The 18,741-nt window shown below is 39.6% G+C and carries 15 protein-coding genes and 1 pseudogene; 12 read left to right on the forward strand and 4 right to left on the reverse strand.

The features are described 5' to 3' along the window. Both C5N92_RS01355 and queF read left to right on the forward strand, forming a co-directional pair. Positions 1–1,171: YadA family autotransporter adhesin (locus C5N92_RS01355; protein ID WP_181015861.1), on the forward strand; the 1,171-nt coding region annotated here is incomplete at its 5' end. A 216-nt stretch (positions 1,172–1,387) separates the two neighbouring features. Next, positions 1,388–2,227 carry an NADPH-dependent 7-cyano-7-deazaguanine reductase QueF gene (queF, locus tag C5N92_RS01360; RefSeq protein WP_111749087.1) on the forward strand — a complete coding sequence of 280 codons (840 nt, stop codon included), beginning with the start codon at positions 1,388–1,390 and terminating at the stop codon, positions 2,225–2,227. A 40-nt stretch (positions 2,228–2,267) separates the two neighbouring features. Here the strand turns inward: queF and C5N92_RS01365 are convergent, their stop codons facing one another. Further along, positions 2,268–3,803, reverse strand: a complete 1,536-nt coding sequence (locus C5N92_RS01365; protein ID WP_111749088.1) for a phosphoethanolamine transferase — start codon at positions 3,801–3,803, stop codon at positions 2,268–2,270. Positions 3,804–3,944: 141 nt separating this feature from the next. Here C5N92_RS01365 and pyrH point away from each other — a divergent pair, with 141 nt between their 5' ends. The 9 genes and pseudogenes from pyrH (at position 3,945) to C5N92_RS01405 (ending at position 13,076) form a co-directional block, all read left to right on the forward strand. Further along, positions 3,945–4,658 (forward strand): UMP kinase, encoded by a 714-nt coding sequence (gene pyrH, locus C5N92_RS01370; RefSeq protein WP_111749089.1) that lies wholly within the window; start codon positions 3,945–3,947, stop codon positions 4,656–4,658. Positions 4,659–4,764: 106 nt separating this feature from the next. Beyond that, the gene (locus C5N92_RS01375; RefSeq protein WP_111749090.1) at positions 4,765–5,589 is read left to right on the forward strand and encodes a D-alanyl-D-alanine carboxypeptidase family protein; all 825 of its coding nucleotides are present in this window, start codon (positions 4,765–4,767) and stop codon (positions 5,587–5,589) included. A gap of 125 nt (positions 5,590–5,714) precedes the next feature. Beyond that, a pseudogene (locus C5N92_RS11435) lies at positions 5,715–5,849 on the forward strand (hypothetical protein); the annotation flags it as partial. Positions 5,850–6,371: 522 nt separating this feature from the next. Next, positions 6,372–7,313, forward strand: a complete 942-nt coding sequence (locus C5N92_RS01380; protein WP_369828947.1) for a sigma 54-interacting transcriptional regulator — start codon at positions 6,372–6,374, stop codon at positions 7,311–7,313. Further along, entirely contained in the window at positions 7,313–8,965 is a 1,653-nt protein-coding gene (locus C5N92_RS01385; protein WP_111749092.1) for an ABC transporter substrate-binding protein, read from the forward strand. Before C5N92_RS01380 ends, C5N92_RS01385 begins: the two co-directional genes overlap by 1 nt. A gap of 1 nt (position 8,966) precedes the next feature. Beyond that, entirely contained in the window at positions 8,967–9,926 is a 960-nt protein-coding gene (locus tag C5N92_RS01390) for an ABC transporter permease (protein ID WP_111749093.1), read from the forward strand. Between the two features lie 92 nt (positions 9,927–10,018). Then, positions 10,019–11,113, forward strand: a complete 1,095-nt coding sequence (locus C5N92_RS01395) for an ATP-binding protein (RefSeq protein ID WP_111749094.1) — start codon at positions 10,019–10,021, stop codon at positions 11,111–11,113. A gap of 26 nt (positions 11,114–11,139) precedes the next feature. Further along, a complete protein-coding gene (locus C5N92_RS01400; RefSeq protein WP_111749095.1) occupies positions 11,140–12,030 on the forward strand; it encodes an ABC transporter permease subunit in 891 nt (296 codons plus the stop codon). An 8-nt stretch (positions 12,031–12,038) separates the two neighbouring features. Continuing rightward, a complete protein-coding gene (locus C5N92_RS01405) occupies positions 12,039–13,076 on the forward strand; it encodes a peptide ABC transporter ATP-binding protein (RefSeq protein ID WP_111749096.1) in 1,038 nt (345 codons plus the stop codon). Positions 13,077–13,358: 282 nt separating this feature from the next. Here the strand turns inward: C5N92_RS01405 and C5N92_RS01410 are convergent, their stop codons facing one another. Then, entirely contained in the window at positions 13,359–14,249 is an 891-nt protein-coding gene (locus tag C5N92_RS01410) for a LysR family transcriptional regulator (protein WP_111749097.1), read from the reverse strand. A gap of 225 nt (positions 14,250–14,474) precedes the next feature. Between C5N92_RS01410 and topA the strand changes: the two genes are divergently transcribed. Continuing rightward, positions 14,475–17,087, forward strand: coding sequence for a type I DNA topoisomerase (gene topA, locus C5N92_RS01415; protein ID WP_111749098.1), 2,613 nt, complete (start codon positions 14,475–14,477; stop codon positions 17,085–17,087). Positions 17,088–17,192: 105 nt separating this feature from the next. Here the strand turns inward: topA and nth are convergent, their stop codons facing one another. Beyond that, on the reverse strand, positions 17,193–17,828 hold the full coding sequence (gene nth, locus C5N92_RS01420; RefSeq protein WP_111749099.1) for an endonuclease III: 636 nt from the start codon (positions 17,826–17,828) through the stop codon (positions 17,193–17,195). Between the two features lie 83 nt (positions 17,829–17,911). Continuing rightward, the gene (locus C5N92_RS01425; RefSeq protein ID WP_111749100.1) at positions 17,912–18,679 is read right to left on the reverse strand and encodes a TSUP family transporter; all 768 of its coding nucleotides are present in this window, start codon (positions 18,677–18,679) and stop codon (positions 17,912–17,914) included. Positions 18,680–18,741 lie beyond the last annotated feature (62 nt).

Consider the following 18,741-nt stretch of genomic DNA (forward strand, 5'->3'; position numbering starts at 1 on the left):
GGGTTGGGTTGTAGGCGTTAAAGATAACGAGTATGTAGATACAGTTAAGAACGCAAACAAAGTTGAGTTTATCGGCGGTGATGGTGTTGATGTAGTAGGTAAAACGAATGCAACATCAGGTGTTCGTGAGATCACAGTTCAAATTGATAAAGGTAATATCAGTGCGAATACAACAACAGGCGTTGCAGAAGGCGATATTACGCCAAATAAAGTGGCAACAACTGCTGAGGTGATCGATACCATCAACAATACTGGTTGGACAACGAAACCAACAACAGTAATTGATGCAGATGGCAACAAAGTTGAAAACCCAACTGCACAAGTTATTAACCCAGGTGATGCTGTGAATTACGTAAATGGTAATGGTACAACAGCAAATGTAACTGTAGTACAAGGTAAAGATGGTCAACCAGATACCTTCAACGTAAGTTACGATGTGAATACCACAACATTAGGCGATAGCACAACACCAAATGGCGTTAATACAGATGGTTCAGTGGCAGCACCAGTAAATGGTGATAGCTTCTTAAATGCAACTACTGTTGTAAATGCAATTAACAACGCACACTGGAATGTGAATTCATCAACAGTAGCAGATTCTGTAAACAGTAAAGTTATTGGTGATACAACATCAGCACCAGTGAAAGCAGGTGATACTGTAAATGTAAATGCAGGTAACAACATTGAAATTACACGTAATGGTAAAGACATTGCGATTGCAACTTCAATGACTCCAACCTTTACGACAGTACAAGTTGGTGGCAATACAGGTCCAGTTATCAGCAGCGACAATGGTGATGTGAAAATTGCTAAAGCGGATGGTTCTGCAGCGAAAATTACTAATGTAGCAGCAGGTACAGCGGATAATGACGCAGTGAACTATAGCCAATTGAAACAAACGGCTGGCGATATTCACAATAAGATCAACCGTAGCAACAAAGACTTACGTGCAGGTATCGCAGGTGCAAACGCAGCAGCAGGTTTACCACAAGTTTATATTCCAGGTAAATCAATGGTTGCAGCAGCAGCGGGTACATTCAAAGGTCAATCAGCAGTGGCAGTGGGTTACTCACGTGCTTCTGACAACGGTAAGCTAATCCTTAAATTACAAGGTAACGCGAATACCCGTGGTGATGTTGGTGGATCTGTTGGTGTAGGTTACCAATGGTAATAACTGCTTAACTAGCGGTTTTATGTAGTACTTACACAACTCTTCATTTAACGGGTGGGGATAACCCCACCCCTATGTGAATTTTCGAGTTTGGTGTAACTATTGCATGATATCGTGACTTAATATTAAATCCCCCTCTCTGTAGGGGGATTTTTTTTGTTTGTAGAATTTGTTTTTTACGGTAGGATTATTTCTTTTTCGCAATAAAGGAAAACCATGAATTACAATGATGAAAGTTTAGCCCATTTAACTTTAGGACAAAAAACAGAGTATAAAAGTAGCTACGATCCACATTTACTTCAAGCTGTGCCGAGAAAGTTAAATCGTGATAGCCTTGGTATTACGGAGCAACAACCCTTTAATGCTGGAGCTGATATTTGGACGCTCTATGAATTATCATGGTTAAATCTCAATGGTGTACCACAAGTTGCGATTGCCGATGTGTCGATTGATTTCCGTAGCCAAAATTTAATTGAGTCAAAAAGTTTTAAACTATATTTAAATAGTTTTAATCAAACTCGTTTTGCATCAATGAATGATGTTCAGCAACGTTTGCAACATGATTTAAACCAATGTGCAAGCGGTCAGGTTAGCGTGAATATTTACAAATTATCAGACTTTACCCATCAACCTATTGCGGACTTTGATGGAGAGTGTATTGATGACCAGGATATTTGTATTGATAGCTATCAATTCTCTACATCATACCTAAATGATATTGCATCAGGTGATATGGTGGAAGAAACACTTGTAAGTCATTTACTTAAGTCAAATTGTTTAATTACTTCTCAACCAGACTGGGGGAGTGTTCAGATTCACTATGTTGGTAAGCGGTTAGATCGTGAAAAACTTTTACGCTATTTAGTTTCTTTCCGTGAACATAATGAATTTCATGAGCAGTGTGTAGAACGTATTTTTTGTGATTTAATGCAGTTTGCCACCCCTGAAAAATTAACGGTTTATGCCCGTTATACAAGGCGTGGTGGATTGGATATTAATCCTTTTCGTTCGAATTTTGAAACATTGCCTGAAAATAGAAGAATGGCAAGGCAATAGTAATAAAGCTCGCTTAGGCGAGCTTTATACATTATACGAGCTATGGAATAGGGACTGCAGGATCAATTTCTCCTTCAAAAGAATCAATCAGTTTTTTCAAACCATAATCATCTTTGTCAGGTGTTGGGCTAAATAAATCAATATTGCTATTTAGTTTTGGGTTACTTATTCCAACCCATTTTGCAATGCCATCGGTAAAATTTAAGCCTGATTTCATCGCTTTATACACTTTTCTTTCGGTGTCATCACTTGAGATTTTAAAGAGTGGAATATCAAAGTGAAGTTTACTTTTGCCACTACTGTTATGAATCGCAATTTCTTCTTTACTCATGTCATGGGCTAAACCATGATCAGAGAAGTAAACCATGGAGAACAAGCGGTGCGATTCTTGCTGATTTTTACGAAGTTCTTCGTATAGCCGTTTTAGCATTTCATCTGTTTTCTTAATGCTTGAAACATAGCAATTTACATTGGCATATTTTTTACCGATTTTTTCATCATCAAACATTTTCGGATAGTCAGTTAAGCGGTCACAACTGATTGGGTGTGAGCCGTATAAATGAACGACAATAAAGCGTTTTCCCGTTGCTTTTTGTTTAAGGATCTCTGTAAATTTCGGTAATAAATCAAAATCACTGATATTTTGATTAAAGGAATCGCCAGATTTTAAGAAAAATGTCTCATCACTTTTATTCGCTAAAGATGAAACTGGCGTATCAAAAGTACCAATATAGCCTTGGTTAGAGAGCCAATAGGTTTTAATACCAGCGGATTTCACAAGATCAACCATGCTTAACCCATATTCACCTTCCCACTTTTCTGTATCTGGTTTGGTGAGCATTAATTTAAGTGATGCAATCGTATTGGTTCCACCTGCGGTTAAGCCGTCTATCAAGACACCATTTGCAGAACTCATAAAAGGGGTATTTGGCGCAGGGTAGCCATAAGCGTGGTGGTAGTCTTTGCGAGCGCTTTCGCCGATGACTAAAATATAATCATCATAACGGCTCTCCGTGGTAAGTTGTGATGTTCCCCATTGGCTTTCGATTGACATACTGTTGAGTCTATCAAGTTCTGTTTTTACCTTGACTATCGAATCCATACCTTCTTTAATAAATTTAAAGGGGGGCGTAGAGATAAAGACTAATGCGATACCTAATCCTAATAAGGTTTTATTTCGATGATATTCAACTTCCCATTTTTGACTTATCCAGCGAAAACTTAATAACGCAATCACAATACCAAAACAAGCGACAAAATTTATCCATGGGATTTGGCTAAAGAACTCTTTGCTTTCTTGCATATCTGTTGCGAATACCGATGCTACATATTGGTAGGATGGTGGACCAAAGGTTAAGCCAACAGGGGTATAAAGGGCATATAAAATCGCAATAGGTAACAAGATAAAATAGAAAGCTTTTTTAGATGCATTGGCGACTAAGATGACAAGTGTGAGAAGCAATACATTGCTGATCTCAGGTGATGGAAAAAATCCTGAACCAAGTAGCATTAAATAGCTTACTAAGTAAGCTAAACCAAAGCCAATTAAGGTAGCGATATATTTTGAAATATTCATGAAATCGTGCTCGAAAGTAAAGGGATGGCGATTTTACAAAAAATAAAAGGGAAATTCTATTGCCTTTACTACTTTGCTCTACATTTAAGATCATCTATAATAATTCGATTTTTTCCCAAAAACCGTTATACAGAGGTCAAAATGAGCAATCCAATTTATAAACGTATTTTGTTAAAGTTAAGTGGTGAAGCATTACAAGGCGATGAAGGCTTTGGTATTGATCCTTCTATCTTAGATAGAATGGCATTGGAGATCAAAGAATTACTTGCAATGGGCGTTGAAGTCGGTGTTGTACTCGGTGGCGGTAACTTATTCCGTGGTGCAAAATTGGCAAAAGCGGGTATGAACCGTGTTGTTGGTGACCATATGGGAATGCTTGCAACCGTGATGAATGGTTTGGCAATGCGTGATGCTTTACACCGTGCGGATGTCAATGCGAAATTAATGTCTGCATTCCAATTAAATGGGATTTGCGATACATATAACTGGTCTGAAGCAATTAAAATGTTAAGAGAAAAACGTGTGGTGATTTTCTCTGCCGGAACAGGTAGTCCATTCTTTACAACAGATTCTGCAGCATGTTTGCGTGGTATCGAAATTGAAGCAGATGTTGTATTAAAGGCAACGAAAGTAGATGGTGTATATGATAAAGACCCTGCAAAATATGCGGACGCAAAACTGTATCAAAACTTAACCTATGCAGAAGTGATCGAAAAAGAGCTACAAGTGATGGACTTAGCGGCTTTCACCCTAGCGCGTGACCACGGTATGCCGATTCGTGTCTTTAATATGGGTAAAGCTGGCGCATTAAAACAAGTCGTGACAGGTACAACAGAAGGTACAACGATTTCTTAATTTAGTCGTTTTCTTATTCTATAATCCAACTTAATCAATTGGGCTATTAAGTTGGATTTTTATTTTATCAATGCCATTTTTTCATTCTTATATCTAACTAAATAATATGTTAAAAAAATTATTCCCTTACTTGTTTTGTTTGCCTTCTCTTGCCATAGCACAATCTTACGTTGTCTATGATTTTACCCATGATAGAGTGCTAGAAAGTCGCGCAGCAAATCATGTTCAGCCTATTGCATCAGTAACCAAACTGATGACTGCAATTATTTTTTTAGAAAATAATGAAAGAAAAAATTGTGCAATGGCTATTTCGAGTGAAGATACGGACTATATAAAAGGAACGGGCACAAAACTACCTAAAAATACGCCAATCGCCTGCAATGAATTATTGACAGCAATGTTGGTTCATTCAGACAACTATGCAGCTCATGCTTTAGCTCGAGCAACAGGGATGAGTCGTACTCAATTTATTCAAAAAATGAATGTAAAGGCAGCGCAGTTAGGCATGAAATCTACGCGTTTCCATGATAGCTCAGGTTTATCTAGTCTAAATATCTCGAGTGCGGCTGATTTGGTGAAACTGACAAAATATGCAATGAACTATCCACAAATTCACGTTTTATCCAATACAAGAGCCGCTTATATTAAAGCAGGTAGACGTAATGTCTTTGTGCAAAATACAAATAGATTAGTACGTGAAGAAATTTTTGATGCAGCTATCAATAAAACAGGCTATATCCGTGAGTCAGGTTATAACCTTGTTTTTGTGAATAAACATCAATGTAATAATGCCATTATTGGTGTGATTAGTCTAAATAATAGTAGTTCGGCAACACGTTCAAATTTCACAAAAAGAAAGTTAGAACAGCATGGATGTACAGCGTTAAATCCAGATCACTTTAACGGGAATGAGCGGGATGAAAATTTATAATAAAGAGGGGATTATCCCCTCTTTTTTGTAAACAAAAATTTCCAATTCATGTTTTTCAGAGTATCATAGCATATTAAAAGCGGTCAGATTTCTCGTTAATTTTACAACGGATAAGGCAGGGAATAATGAGATTTTCGATAGAGTGTATTGAGCGTGTTGGCGTAGCTCAAGATATTTTAAGTTTATTAGCAACCCAGGGTATTAATTTAGAAGGCATTGAGTTAGAGAAACAAGATGAAAAAGGCTTAGTCTATTTACGTACGGAAACTATGGACAATGCCCAAACAGTCGATTTTGTTAAACAACTTAAAAAGATTCCTGGCATTACAGCGGTACAGAAAATTCATCATCTACCTCAAGAACGGAAAAATCTTGAATTGCGCGCATTGCTTGAAGCATTGCCAAACCCCGTTCTATCTTTAGATCTTAATGGCAAAATTGCTTTTGCTAACTCCCAAGCTTGTAAAGTTTTATTACCAGTTTATCGGCAGTCATTACCTAAGAAGAAACAAGAACAGCTCGTTTCTCTTGAAGGTATTGCGCTTAATGAAATTATTGTTAATCTGAACAGAACTAAATGGTATCAATGGGTTTTACAACAAGGAAATTCCTTATTACCGACCACATTACAGCCCGTCTCTCATCCTATCCAATTTAATGAGCAAGTTTGGCGAATGGACTTATTACCGATTGAATTATGGGAATCTTCTCGTAATCGTCCTTTAGGCTATGTAGTTACATTACAGTCACAGCAAGCGATGCAGTTGGATTTACGTCAATTTATGGCGAATCAAAATAGTGACTTTGATCATATTCTGACGAAAAGCGTCAAAATGAAAGCGGTTATAGAACAAGCGAAAAAGTTCTCTACACTAAATGTGCCTCTACTTATTCAAGGAGAGACAGGAACAGGTAAAGATTTATTGGCAAAGGCTTGTCATCAATTTAGTTTTCGTCGTGACCAAAAATTCATCGCGGTTAACTGTGCGGGACTACCTGCGGAAGAAGCCGAAAGTGAAATGTTTGGACGCCACGGCAGTGAGCGTGCAAATGTTGGATTCTTTGAATATGCTAATGGCGGGACAGTATTGTTAGATTCCATTTCGGAATTATCCCTGGAAATGCAAGGGAAGTTGTTACGTTTTCTTAATGATGGCTCGTTCCGACGAGTCGGTGAAGATAATGAAATTCACGTGGATGTTCGAGTGATTTGTACATCACAAAAACCATTAGCAACCCTTGTAGCAGAAGGTAAGGTACGCGAAGATCTTTATCACCGTTTGAATGTACTTACCTTGAATCTTCCACCATTGAGAGAACGCCAAGGCGATTTAACATTATTGACGGATTATTTTGTCGCGCAAATTAGTCAGCAACTGGGTATTCGTACGCCGAGTTACGATGAGCAATTTATTAAGGCATTACAAGGCTATCACTGGCCTGGCAATTTACGTGAACTATATAATGCGATTTATCGTGCTTGTTCATTAGTCACCGATCAATTACGTCCTGCAGATTTGAATTTACCTGAAGTGGCAACAAATCAGTTTGAAATTACTCATTTAGAACAAGGATCTTTAGATGAGTTAGTCAATCGATTTGAAGCTTCGTTATTACGTAAGTTTTATGCGGAGTTCCCGAGTACAAGAAAATTGGCTCAGCGCCTAGGGGTTTCTCATACAGCGATTGCAAATAAACTACGATCTTATGGGATCAGTAAATAATGAAAAAATATCTACAAGCGGTAGGATTGAGCAGTTTTTTTGCAATATTTTTGGGTTATTCATCCGCTTATGCATCGCCTAAAATTCCACAACCTTTATTAAATGATAGCTTAGTATATTGTACAAGCGCATCAGGCTTTTCATTTAATCCGCAAAAAGCAGATGCGGGTTCAAATATTAATGTGGTAACAGAACAAATTTACGACAAATTGATTGAATTTGACCCAGAGCAAAATCGCTTAAAACCTGCCTTAGCTGAGCGATTTGAAGTGAGTGATGACGGTTTGACGCTCACCTTTTATTTGAGAAAAAAGGTGTCATTTCACCATACCAAATGGTTTACACCAACACGTTATTTAACCAGTGAAGATGTTGTTTTTTCCCTAAATCGTGTGTTAGGGAAGGTAGATGATTTACCTGAATTAAATCGGGAAGTGGTCAAAAAAATACAATCGCCATTGCTCGCTGATCGTGCGTATTTTTCTTATTTTGAGAGCATCGATTTAAGTAACAAAATTGTGTCGGTGTCTGCGCCTTCTGCCCATGTTGTTACAATCCAACTCACTCAGCCAGATAGTTCTATTTTGGCACATTTAGCAAGTCAATATGCCGTGATTTTATCGAAAGAGTATGCGCTACAGCTTAATGCCGATGAGAATTTGGTGCAGCTAGATATTTTACCAATTGGCACCGGGGTTTATCAGTTAGAAAATTATGTACAGAATGATTTTGTGCGTTTACAACCTAACGGTCGTTATTGGGGTGATAAAGCGAAAATAACCAATATGGTTGTTGATTTTTCTACATCGGGTACAGGGCGAATGGCGAAGTTTATGAATCGGGAGTGCGATATTGCGGCATTTCCTGAACCGAGCCAACTTTCTGCTTTGCAAACAAATCAGGGATATATTGTTGAAACAGATGGCGCTAATTTAGCTTTCTTGGCGTTTAATTTTCAGAAAGAGAAGATGAAGGATCCACTGTTGCGTCAGAAAATTGCTCAGAGTATTGATCGAGACAGACTTGCTCGTATTTTGTTTTATGGTGTAGCCGACGTCGCGCAGAATGTATTGCCAAAGGCGTTATATGCCGAAGCCAACCTAGATGGTTATCCTTATCAGCCTGAAATTCGTAAAAAAAATGAAGTATCTGACCGCTTGATCCTATGGGTGATTGATGAAAAGCGGGTTTATAATTTACATCCGTTAAAAATGGCGGAATATCTTCGTTCAGAATTAGCAAAAGCAGGGATTGAGATTGAAGTAAAGCAAGTGAGCCGAGCTTATTTAGTTCAGCAACTTGAACAAGGTAATGCAGAGTACGATTTAATTTTAAGTGGTTGGTTGGCGCATAATTTTGACCCAAATAGCTTTCTTTCGTCTATTCTGAGCTGTCGGTTAAAGGATAAGGTGACCAATTTATCAAATTGGTGCAGTTTAGAGTTTGATGAGTTATTAAATCAGGCAGAAAAGGAAAGTGATCCACAAAGACGTTTAGCCTATTATCAGCAAATCCAAGCATTGCTTGAAGAACGTTTGCCCTTATTGCCACTGCTAAATGTGAAGCGATTGTTAGTGGTGAATAATACGGTTGAGCATGTCAAAATCAGTCCTTTTGGGCAGGTCGAATTATCTAAGATTAAGGTGAAATAATATGTTGCTTTCTTTAATTCGTAAGCTTTTTCTCGTCATTATTTCATTGCTGATTTTGTCTTGTATTAGCTATTGGATTTTGCTTAGAAATCCACATTATGCATCTATGGCTCAGGGCATTTCAGGTTATTGGATCTATCTTCAACAACTTTTGGCGGGTAATTTGGGTTTTAGTGAAATGACAGGAGAACCTTTAACCAAATTAATTTTGAGTGTGTTCCCCGCCACCATTTCACTGTGCTTATCTGCGTCTATTCTTTCTTTGATTTTAGGTATTCCTTTAGGCTTTTTTGCAGCAGTTCAGCGAAAAAATATGATAGGGAAGCTGATGGGGACATTAGGCTCTTTAAGCCTTGCTGTGCCTGTGTTTTGGCTTGCTATTGTGTTACTTGCTTATGCATCAAGTCATCATTGGGCAATTTCAGCGGTAGGGGAGTTGCATCCTATTTATGATGTCCCCGTTATTACAGGGGTGAAAACGCTAGATATTTTTTTATCAGACTCGCCCTATAAATTAAAGATGTTACAGAGTGCTTTGCATCATCTTGCTTTGCCAACGTTGGTGTTAGCTGTTCCGGCAACACTTGAAATGATGAGAATCACGAAATTACGCACAGAATATGTTCTACAACAAAACTATGTGAAAGTTGCTCGAATACGAGGTTGGTCTCCACTTAAAATTTGGTGGGTACATATTCTTAGAAACACATTGCCACCACTTATTCCAAGTATTGCCCGTAATGTGACGTTAATTTTTGCCTTTGCTATGTTAATTGAGAATGTGGTTAGCTGGGGAGGCGTGGGGCGTTGGATGATCAATGCGCTCGCGATAAAGGATTACCATGCAATTTCTGCAGGGGTTTTGGCAATTGGTATTTTTGTCTTGAGTGTGGATTTATTAGCCAGCTTACTCACGAATTTGTTAGACCCTTCTCATAAGAAAGATTGGTATAACAAGTAACAAGCGGTCTTTTTTTGACTGTTTTATACAAAATTATATTTATTATGTATAATTATATTTGGGGAATATAATTTTATATAAAGGAAAAAGAGATGAAAACTGTTGATGCACTTTATTTTCCAAGAACCGAGCTTGCCACTCGTTTACTTTCATCGCTAGACATTGGGATTACGCATGCTTTTACCCTTTTTGCCCCGCGTCGCATGGGGAAAACACAGTTTCTTTTGAATGATATTAAACCAATGGCAGAGCAGATGGGGTTCCATGTTTTTTATTTCAGTTTTATGGAACAACACAACTACACCATGCAAACATTTACGCATGAGTTAGTCGCCTTTTTAGATAAAATCTCGAAAGGTTCTAGTAAACTTTTAGATAAACTTAAACAGGTTAGTGGTATTGATTTGTTTGGTGTGGGTATTGAGTTAGCTCAGAAATCGGAAACGCCATTAATCACCGTGAGTACGATTATTTCTGAGATTGCACAGCGAAGCGATAAACCTATTTTAATGTTATTAGATGAAGTTCAAGAATTAGCACGTATAAAAGGCGCTAATGGGTTTATTCGTTCTTTGCGGACAGGGCTTGATATTAACCAAAATAAAGTGAAAGTGATTTTTACAGGAAGCAGTACAAATGGATTGCGAGCAATGTTTAATGATAATAAGGCGCCATTTTTCCACTTTGCTCATCCGTTAGATTTCCCGAATTTGACTAAAGCATTTACGGATTTTTTAGCCGATATTTATTATCAACGTACCCAAAAGCAGATTGATAAAGACATATTTTTTGCGTTATTTAAGCAGGTGAATTTTACACCGCTTTATCTAAGAGCCATTACGCAAGATATGATTGTTAATCCTGATCTCAGTTTATCGGCTGCAGCACAATATCGATTAGCACAATTTGATGAGCAATCAGATAATTATGCTGTTTGGCAAACATTAAGTGAGTTAGAACATTTGCTATTAAAATATATCGCAGGTGGAAATTTATCTGTTTATAGCAAAGCATTTCGTACGATGTTGGCAGAACAATTAGGGGTGAATGATATTTCTGCAAGTACCATTCAGGGTAAGCTTCGAAAACTAGAAAAGCATGAGTTGATTACTCGTAATTTAGATAATCATGTTGAAATCAATAATCCACACTTTAAAACTTGGATTATTGAGAATAAACAAGATTAGGCGTTTTCTTATTAATGTAAAAGACAATGTTATTTAACCGAGATCCAGAACAATTCCGAGAGTCTGCGTATTTACGTCAATTTTGGATAGAATTAAGAAAAGATACCTTTGCACTGATTAGTGTTAATTTCTTTTTATTGCTCATAGGTTTAGTTTTCTTTGGCTATTTTGTCGCGCCTTATCATGCAGATACCCAGTTTATTGGTCGAGAACTTATGCCGCCGTCGTGGAGTGATAATGGGCAGATTATCCACTTCTTTGGTACAGACGATTTAGGGCGGGATATTTTCAGCCGTATTCTTTATGGTTTTTATTATACGGTGGGATCGGCGTTGATCATCACCTTAGCGATCGCTTTGTTAGGCGGCGTTATTGGCGTGATTGCAGGAACAAAGAAAGGCGGTTCTATTTTTATTTTAAGCCACTTATTTGATACCTTTTTATTTACGCCAATTTTGTTGATCGCCATTATTATTGCGACCTTAATGGAGCCTTCTTTGGTGAATGCGATGTTAGCCATTTTCCTTGCTATGTTGCCCCATTTTATTCATAAAATTTATCAAATGACGCAGCGGGAACTTGCTAGAGAATATGTGGTGACATTAAAGCTAGAAGGGGCGAGAAAACGAGATTTAATTCGAGAAGTGGTTTTGCCGAATTTAACTGTGATTGCGGTGAAAGAACTGTCTCATATTTTTGTGATTGCGATTCTTGATATTAGTGCTTTGAGTTTTATTTCGTTAGGTGCAACAAGCCCAATGCCTGAATGGGGGGTGATGATTCGAGATTCTCTTGAGTTAATTTATATTGCGCCTTGGACGGTTATTTTACCCGGTATGGCTATCATTTTTTCTATTTTAATCATCACGATGCTAGGGAACAGCATTGTGCGTGTCCTTGAAAAATATCGTTATTAGGGGAAGATATGGCATTACTCGATATTCGACATTTAAGTATTGAAATCAATACACCAAATGGACGCATTAAAATGGTCGATGATATCAACTTAACTCTTGATAATGGAGAAATTTGTGGGTTGGTTGGAGAGTCAGGCTCAGGGAAAAGTTTAATTGCCAAGGTCATTTGTGGATTAGTAAAAGAAGAGTGGATTATTACTGCTGATCGCTTTCGTTTTAACGATGTGGAACTGTTAAAACTTTCTCCTTCACAACGGCGTAAAATCGTTGGCGACGATATTTCGATGATTTTCCAAGATCCATTATCTTGTTTAGATCCCAGTGAAAGAATTGGTAAACAATTAATGGAAACTATCCGCTTTAAAGGCAAGTGGTGGGAACGTTTAGGTTGGAAAAAACGCCGAGCGATTGAGTTATTACACCGGGTTGGGATTAAAGATCATAAGGATATCATGCAGAGCTACCCGAGCGATATTACTGAGGGGGAAGCACAGAAAGTGATGATTGCGATGGCGGTTGCGAATCAGCCACGCTTGTTGGTTGCAGATGAACCGACCAATACCATGGAAGCGACCACACAGCTACAAATTTATCGTTTACTCTCAAGTATGAATAAAAATCTGGGTACATCCATTATTTTAGTCAGCAATGATATGCTGAGCGTGCATAAATGGGTTGATTCTTTTAATGTACTTTATTGTGGGCAGACTGTTGAAATTGCGAGTAAGGAAACCATTATGGAAACGCCTTATCACCCTTATACCTCTGTTCTATTGCACAGTGTGCCAGACTTTTCTAAGCCTTTACCTTTTAAAGGACGGCTGAATACGCTAAAAGGAACTGTGCCTATGTTGCAGGATATGCCGATTGGTTGTCGGCTTGGCCCACGTTGTCCTTTTGCGCAGAAAAAATGTGTCGTAAAACCCCCGCTACGTAAATTCCGACAACATGAATTTGCTTGCCATTTTCCGATCAACTTTAGAGAACAGAACTTCCTACGCAAAGAAGAATTTATTCCCGTGGTGGTCAATGAGAAGGTGGAATAAGGTTTGCTGTTCTATGTAGCAAATTAACTTGGATAACGTTCGTTTAAAAATTACAACTGTTTGTAACATTCCCTTCCCCCGTTTACGGGGGAAGGTGCCGAAGGCGGAAGGGGGGATTGCAATAAGGTTGCACATGATATTGCATTTATATGGCTTATCTCCCTCCCATCAGCCTTCGGCAGCTCCCCCCGCAAGCAGGGGGAGCTAATGTTAGGGAAATTTGTAAATGATATTTGGGTTGTATAAATGCTAAAAAATCACCGCTTGTTTGTCTCAGCGTCACTATAAAAAATCTTTTTGCTCTTTCATTAATTGTGTAAAAAATTCAATCGCCACTTTGACTTTCGGGGAAAGATAGCGACGATTTGGGTAGAGCAGGCTAATATCAAGTGGCTCTTGTTCAACATGATGTAGAATAGGAATCAGCTCTTGAGTCGCCAATTCATCTTTAATCAAAAACTTCGGAATATTAATTATTCCTTGTCCTGCTTTTGCCATTTGTACTAAGGCGTAGCCATTGTTGCTGTAAACTTGTCCTTGCGGTTTAAATTTAATTTGATGACCGTTTTCATTAAACTGCCAAAAGTGCTGTGTTTCATACAACAGACATTGATGTTCTTGTAGCTCTAATGCCGTTTGTGGCGTGCCAAATTTCGCTAAATAATCGGGAGAAGCGACGACTAAGTGATGTGCTTGTGCAATTCGTTTTGCCACAATGGAACTATCTTCCAGCTTGCCGATACGCAACACTAAATCATAACCTTCTGACACCACATCTACACGGCGATCATTAAATTCTAAATTTAGCTGTAAATGGGGATAGGTTTCGGTAAATTGACTTAAATGTGGGGCAATAAAGCGAGAGCCAAAATCCATGGGTAAAGACATAGTAAGTTTGCCATGTAAGCTGGATGTTACATTGGTCACACAATCTTCCGCTTCTTTTAGCTCATTTAAAATCGGTAAACAACGTTGATAAAAAAGTAAGCCTGCTTCCGTCGGGCTAATTCGGCGTGTGGTGCGTTGTAGCAAGCGGACGTTAAGGTGTTCTTCCAACTGTGCGACCAATTTACTTGCCATTGCTAACGAGATCTGTTCTTGCTGTGCCGCTTGGGTAAAACTTTGGGTTTCGATTACTTTACAAAAGAGATTTATTGCGTTGAGTTTATCCATTGAAACCTTCTTTATATTGTCTTTTCAGAAAATGCTTGCTATTGTTACAAGAATTTTGAGTGAGTTCAAATAAATGTTTACTTTAAGGAAATAGTTTTTTATTTTCTTTCTTCATTTTTCTTTTAAAAGAAAAAGTAGGGTGGGTCTTGACCCACCGCTAACGAATGCAATTTTTAATGGTGGGTCAAGACCCACCCTACAACCATATATTTTTAGGTGTTTTCAATGGGAAAATCATTAGTAATTGTCGAGTCGCCAGCTAAAGCTAAAACAATTAATAAATATTTAGGCAGTGACTTTGTGGTGAAATCCAGTGTCGGACATATCCGCGACTTGCCAACCAGTGGCGTAGAAAAAGAGGAAAAAGCGGAAAAGGCAAAACCGATTTCGACCAAAGGAATGTCCGCTGAGCAAAAAGCGTTGGTAAAATCGGAAAAAGAACGTACCGCTTTAGTCAAGCGTATGGGGGTCGATCCTTACCACGATTGGCAGGCGAACTACCAAATTTTACCGGGTAAGGAAAAAGTCGTTTCTGAACTGAAATCCCTTGCCAAAAAAGCCGATCATATCTATCTCGCAACCGACTTGGATAGAGAGGGAGAGGCGATTGCGTGGCATTTGCGTGAGATGATCGGCGGTGATGAAGCTCGTTTTAGCCGTGTGGTGTTTAATGAAATTACCAAAAATGCGATTAAACAAGCCTTTGAAAAGCCTGAACAACTCAATATGGATAGAGTAAACGCTCAACAAACACGCCGTTTCTTAGATCGTGTGGTGGGCTTTATGGTGTCGCCGTTACTGTGGAAAAAAGTCGCTCGAGGCTTGTCCGCTGGGCGTGTGCAATCGGTGGCGGTGAAATTGTTGGTGGAGCGTGAGCGTGAAATCAAAGCGTTTCAGCCGGAAGAATTTTGGGAAATTTTAGCGAAAACATCGGCGAAAAAAGGTGAGTTGGCTTTAGATTTAGTGCAATTTAAGGGCAAAAAATTCTCGGCGAAAAATCAAAAAGAGGCGGAACAAGCGGTCAGATCCTTGCAAAATTCTGCATTTATTGTTACCGAAATCGACAAAAAACCAACATCGTCCAAAGCCAAAGCCCCGTTTATTACTTCAACCTTGCAACAAACGGCAAGCACCCGTTTAGGCTTTAGTGTGAAGAAAACAATGATGTTGGCACAGCGTCTGTACGAAGCAGGTTACATCACCTATATGCGTACCGATTCGACCAACTTAAGCCAAGATGCGTTGTCAATGGCTCGTGGCTATATTGAAAAGCAGTTCGGCGAACGTTATTTGCCAAGCAAACCGAATTTCTATGCAAGCAAAGAGAAAGCCCAAGAGGCTCACGAAGCCATTCGTCCATCTGATGTTATGGTCAAAATGCAAGATTTAAGCGGAATGGAAAAAGACGCTGAACGCTTGTACGACTTGATTTGGCGACAATTTTTAGCTTGCCAAATGACCCCAGCGGAGTACGACTCAACCAGTTTGACTGTGACCGCTGGCGATTATGAATTGAAAACCAAAGGGCGAGTGTTGCGTTTTGACGGTTGGACGAAAGTGTTGCCAGTTCAAGGCAAAACTGCTGAAGATCAAGAGTTGCCAGAAGTTAGCCTGAAAGAAACCTTGACACTCAATGAGATCGTGCCAAGCCAACACTTCACCAAACCGCCTGCACGTTATAGCGAAGCGGCGTTGGTAAAAGAGCTTGAAAAACGGGGGATCGGTCGCCCTTCAACCTATGCGGCGATTATCTCGACCATTCAAGAGCGTGGCTATGTACGAGTGGAAAACCGCCGTTTTTATGCAGAAAAAATGGGCGAGATCGTCACCGACCGCTTAAATGAAGCTTTTAGCGATTTGATGAATTACGATTTCACCGCCAATATGGAAGATACGCTCGACCAAATCGCATCGGGCAATAGCAATTGGAAGGACGAATTAAACCGCTTCTTTGCGGATTTTTCTGAAAAATTAACCACTGCGGAACTTGATGAGTTAGAGGGCGGAATGCGTCCAAATAACCTTGTGGAAACGGATATTCACTGTCCGACCTGTAGTCGTAAAATGGCGATTCGCACCGCAAGTACAGGGGTGTTCTTAGGTTGCACAGGCTATGCGTTACCGCCAAAAGAGCGTTGCAAAACGACGGTGAATTTAATTCCTGAAGCAGAACTGCTCAATGTGTTGGACGAAGATTCGGAAACCAACGCCTTGATGAAACGTAAACGTTGTCCGAAATGCGATACCGCAATGGATAGTTACGTGATTGATCCGCAACGTAAAATTCATATTTGCGGTAACAACCCAAATTGTGATGGTTATCTGATCGAAGAGGGATCATTCAAAATCAAAGGTTATGACGGACCTGTGGTCGAGTGTGACAAATGCGGGGCTGATATGCACTTAAAACTCGGTCGTTTCGGCAAATATATGGGCTGTACCAACTGCGATAACACACGCAAAATTCTCAAAAACGGCGAAGTTGCCCCACCAAGAGAAGAGCCTGTGGCGTTCCCTGAATTGAAATGCGAAAAATCTGACGCTTATTTTGTGTTGCGAGACGGTGCAAGCGGTGTGTTTATGTCGGCACATAACTTCCCGAAATCCCGTGAAACCCGTGCGCCAAAAGTGGCAGAGCTTGCTCAATACAGTGAACGTCTGCCTGAAAAATTGCAATACCTAGCCGACGCACCACAGCAAGATCCAGAAGGCAATGAAGCTATTATCCGCTTTAGCCGTAAAGAAAAACGTCAATATGTGACTTCCGAGAAAAATGGTAAAGCAACCAAATGGATTGTCGATTATCTTGATGGGAAGTGGGTGGAACGTAAGAAATAATGAAAAAGCGAACTCATGTTCGCTTTTGTATGCTACAACTTACAAGCGGTCACTTTGTACTTAGAATTTGCAAATTTCGAGTCCAATCTGACCGCTTGTGTTTGGTTAAATCTCTGTTTTTTCTTTATATTCACATAAATCTTCAATAATACACGAACCACAGCGAGGTTTACGGGCAATGCAAGTGTAGCGTCCGTGTAAAATTAACCAGTGGTGAACATCGACCTTAAACTCGTCAGGCACGACTTTCAGTAGCTTTTCTTCCACTTTAACCACATCTTTCCCTGGGGCAAAATTGGTGCGGTTAGAGACACGGAAAATATGGGTATCCACCGCAATGGTCGGCTGTCCAAAAGCAGTATTTAGTACCACATTGGCGGTCTTTCTACCTACGCCAGCAAGAGCTTCAAGTTCTTCACGAGTTTGTGGCACTTCACCGTTATGCTTTTCGATAAGATCTCGGCAAGTTTTAATAATGTTTTCGGCTTTGCTGTTAAATAAGCCGATGGTTTTGATGTACTCTTTTAAGCCATCAACACCCAAGTCTAAAATCGCCTGTGGCGTATTTGCTACAGGGTAGAGCTTCGCCGTGGCTTTATTAACACCAACGTCCGTTGCTTGAGCAGATAAAATTACCGCAATCAACAACTCAAATGGATTGGAATAATTGAGTTCCGTGGTCGGATGCGGATTTTCGTTGCGTAAGCGAGTTAAAATTTCAATACGTTTTTCTTTATTCATTATAAGTTCCATATTTACTCTCTCCCGTTTACGGGAGAGAGACAGCTTACAAATTCGTTTAGAATTTGTAAGCAGAGAGAGGGCTAAAAAGCAAAATACCCCTGATCCCACAACATTTTAGCAACCATCACAAATGACATAATCACGATCAACGGGCGAATAATCTGTTTGCCCTTTGTCACCACCATTCTAGCCCCAAGGGATGCACCGATAAATTGCCCAATCATCATCAAAAAGCCGACTTTCCACAAAATCGCACCGCCCAAGATAAAGAAAATCAGCGAGGCGATATTCGAAGTAAAGTTCAACACTTTGGCGTGAGCCACGCTTTGCGTTAAGTTAAAACCAAGTAACAGCACAAAAGCAAGGGTGAAAAACGACCCTGTGGCTGGACCGAATAAGCCGTCATAAAAGCCAATCCCCATTGCAGCGGTACAGGCAAACATTGGATAGCTCATTCGTTGGCGGCGTTGTTCATCGCCTAAACTTGGGCTAAATAAGAAGTAACAGCCAATAATTAAAATCAAAAAAGGCAGTACAACTTTTAGGGCATTGACATCAATTAACTGCACCAAAATCGTACCGATTGCCGCACCGATAAAGGTCAGCACAATCAACAGCCAGATTTGTTTCAGATCCACCGCCTTTTTCCGCACAAAATAGAGTGAAGCGGAAAAAGAACCGCCACAGGCTTGTAATTTATTCGTGCCAAGAGCAACAGCAGGGGGAATGCCGACAGAAAGTAGGGCAGGGATCGTAATCAATCCGCCGCCACCTGCAATAGCGTCAATAAACCCCGCAACAAAAGCAGCGACAAAGAGAATAGCGAGAAGATCTAGTCCGAGTTCCATATATTTTCCTTGTTGTATAGCCGTTTCTTACAGATTTCGGACACACGCAGTGTGTCCGTCTA

It is taken from the genome of Glaesserella australis, from assembly GCF_003260095.1.
In the GTDB taxonomy this organism is placed as follows: Bacteria; Pseudomonadota; Gammaproteobacteria; order Enterobacterales; family Pasteurellaceae; genus Glaesserella; species Glaesserella australis.

Coding starts and splice junctions, on each gene's coding strand:
- pyrH (WP_111749089.1), top strand. CDS start 3,945: ATGAGCAATCCAATTTATAAACGTATTTTGTTAAAGTTAAGTGGTGAA.
- C5N92_RS01390 (WP_111749093.1), top strand. CDS start 8,967: ATGTTGCTTTCTTTAATTCGTAAGCTTTTTCTCGTCATTATTTCATTG.
- nth (WP_111749099.1), bottom strand. CDS start 17,828: ATGAATAAAGAAAAACGTATTGAAATTTTAACTCGCTTACGCAACGAA.
- C5N92_RS01395 (WP_111749094.1), top strand. CDS start 10,019: ATGAAAACTGTTGATGCACTTTATTTTCCAAGAACCGAGCTTGCCACT.
- C5N92_RS01380 (WP_369828947.1), top strand. CDS start 6,372: ATGGCGAATCAAAATAGTGACTTTGATCATATTCTGACGAAAAGCGTC.
- C5N92_RS01385 (WP_111749092.1), top strand. CDS start 7,313: ATGAAAAAATATCTACAAGCGGTAGGATTGAGCAGTTTTTTTGCAATA.
- C5N92_RS01400 (WP_111749095.1), top strand. CDS start 11,140: ATGTTATTTAACCGAGATCCAGAACAATTCCGAGAGTCTGCGTATTTA.
- C5N92_RS01425 (WP_111749100.1), bottom strand. CDS start 18,679: ATGGAACTCGGACTAGATCTTCTCGCTATTCTCTTTGTCGCTGCTTTT.
- C5N92_RS01365 (WP_111749088.1), bottom strand. CDS start 3,803: ATGAATATTTCAAAATATATCGCTACCTTAATTGGCTTTGGTTTAGCT.
- topA (WP_111749098.1), top strand. CDS start 14,475: ATGGGAAAATCATTAGTAATTGTCGAGTCGCCAGCTAAAGCTAAAACA.
- queF (WP_111749087.1), top strand. CDS start 1,388: ATGAATTACAATGATGAAAGTTTAGCCCATTTAACTTTAGGACAAAAA.
- C5N92_RS01375 (WP_111749090.1), top strand. CDS start 4,765: ATGTTAAAAAAATTATTCCCTTACTTGTTTTGTTTGCCTTCTCTTGCC.
- C5N92_RS01405 (WP_111749096.1), top strand. CDS start 12,039: ATGGCATTACTCGATATTCGACATTTAAGTATTGAAATCAATACACCA.
- C5N92_RS01410 (WP_111749097.1), bottom strand. CDS start 14,249: ATGGATAAACTCAACGCAATAAATCTCTTTTGTAAAGTAATCGAAACC.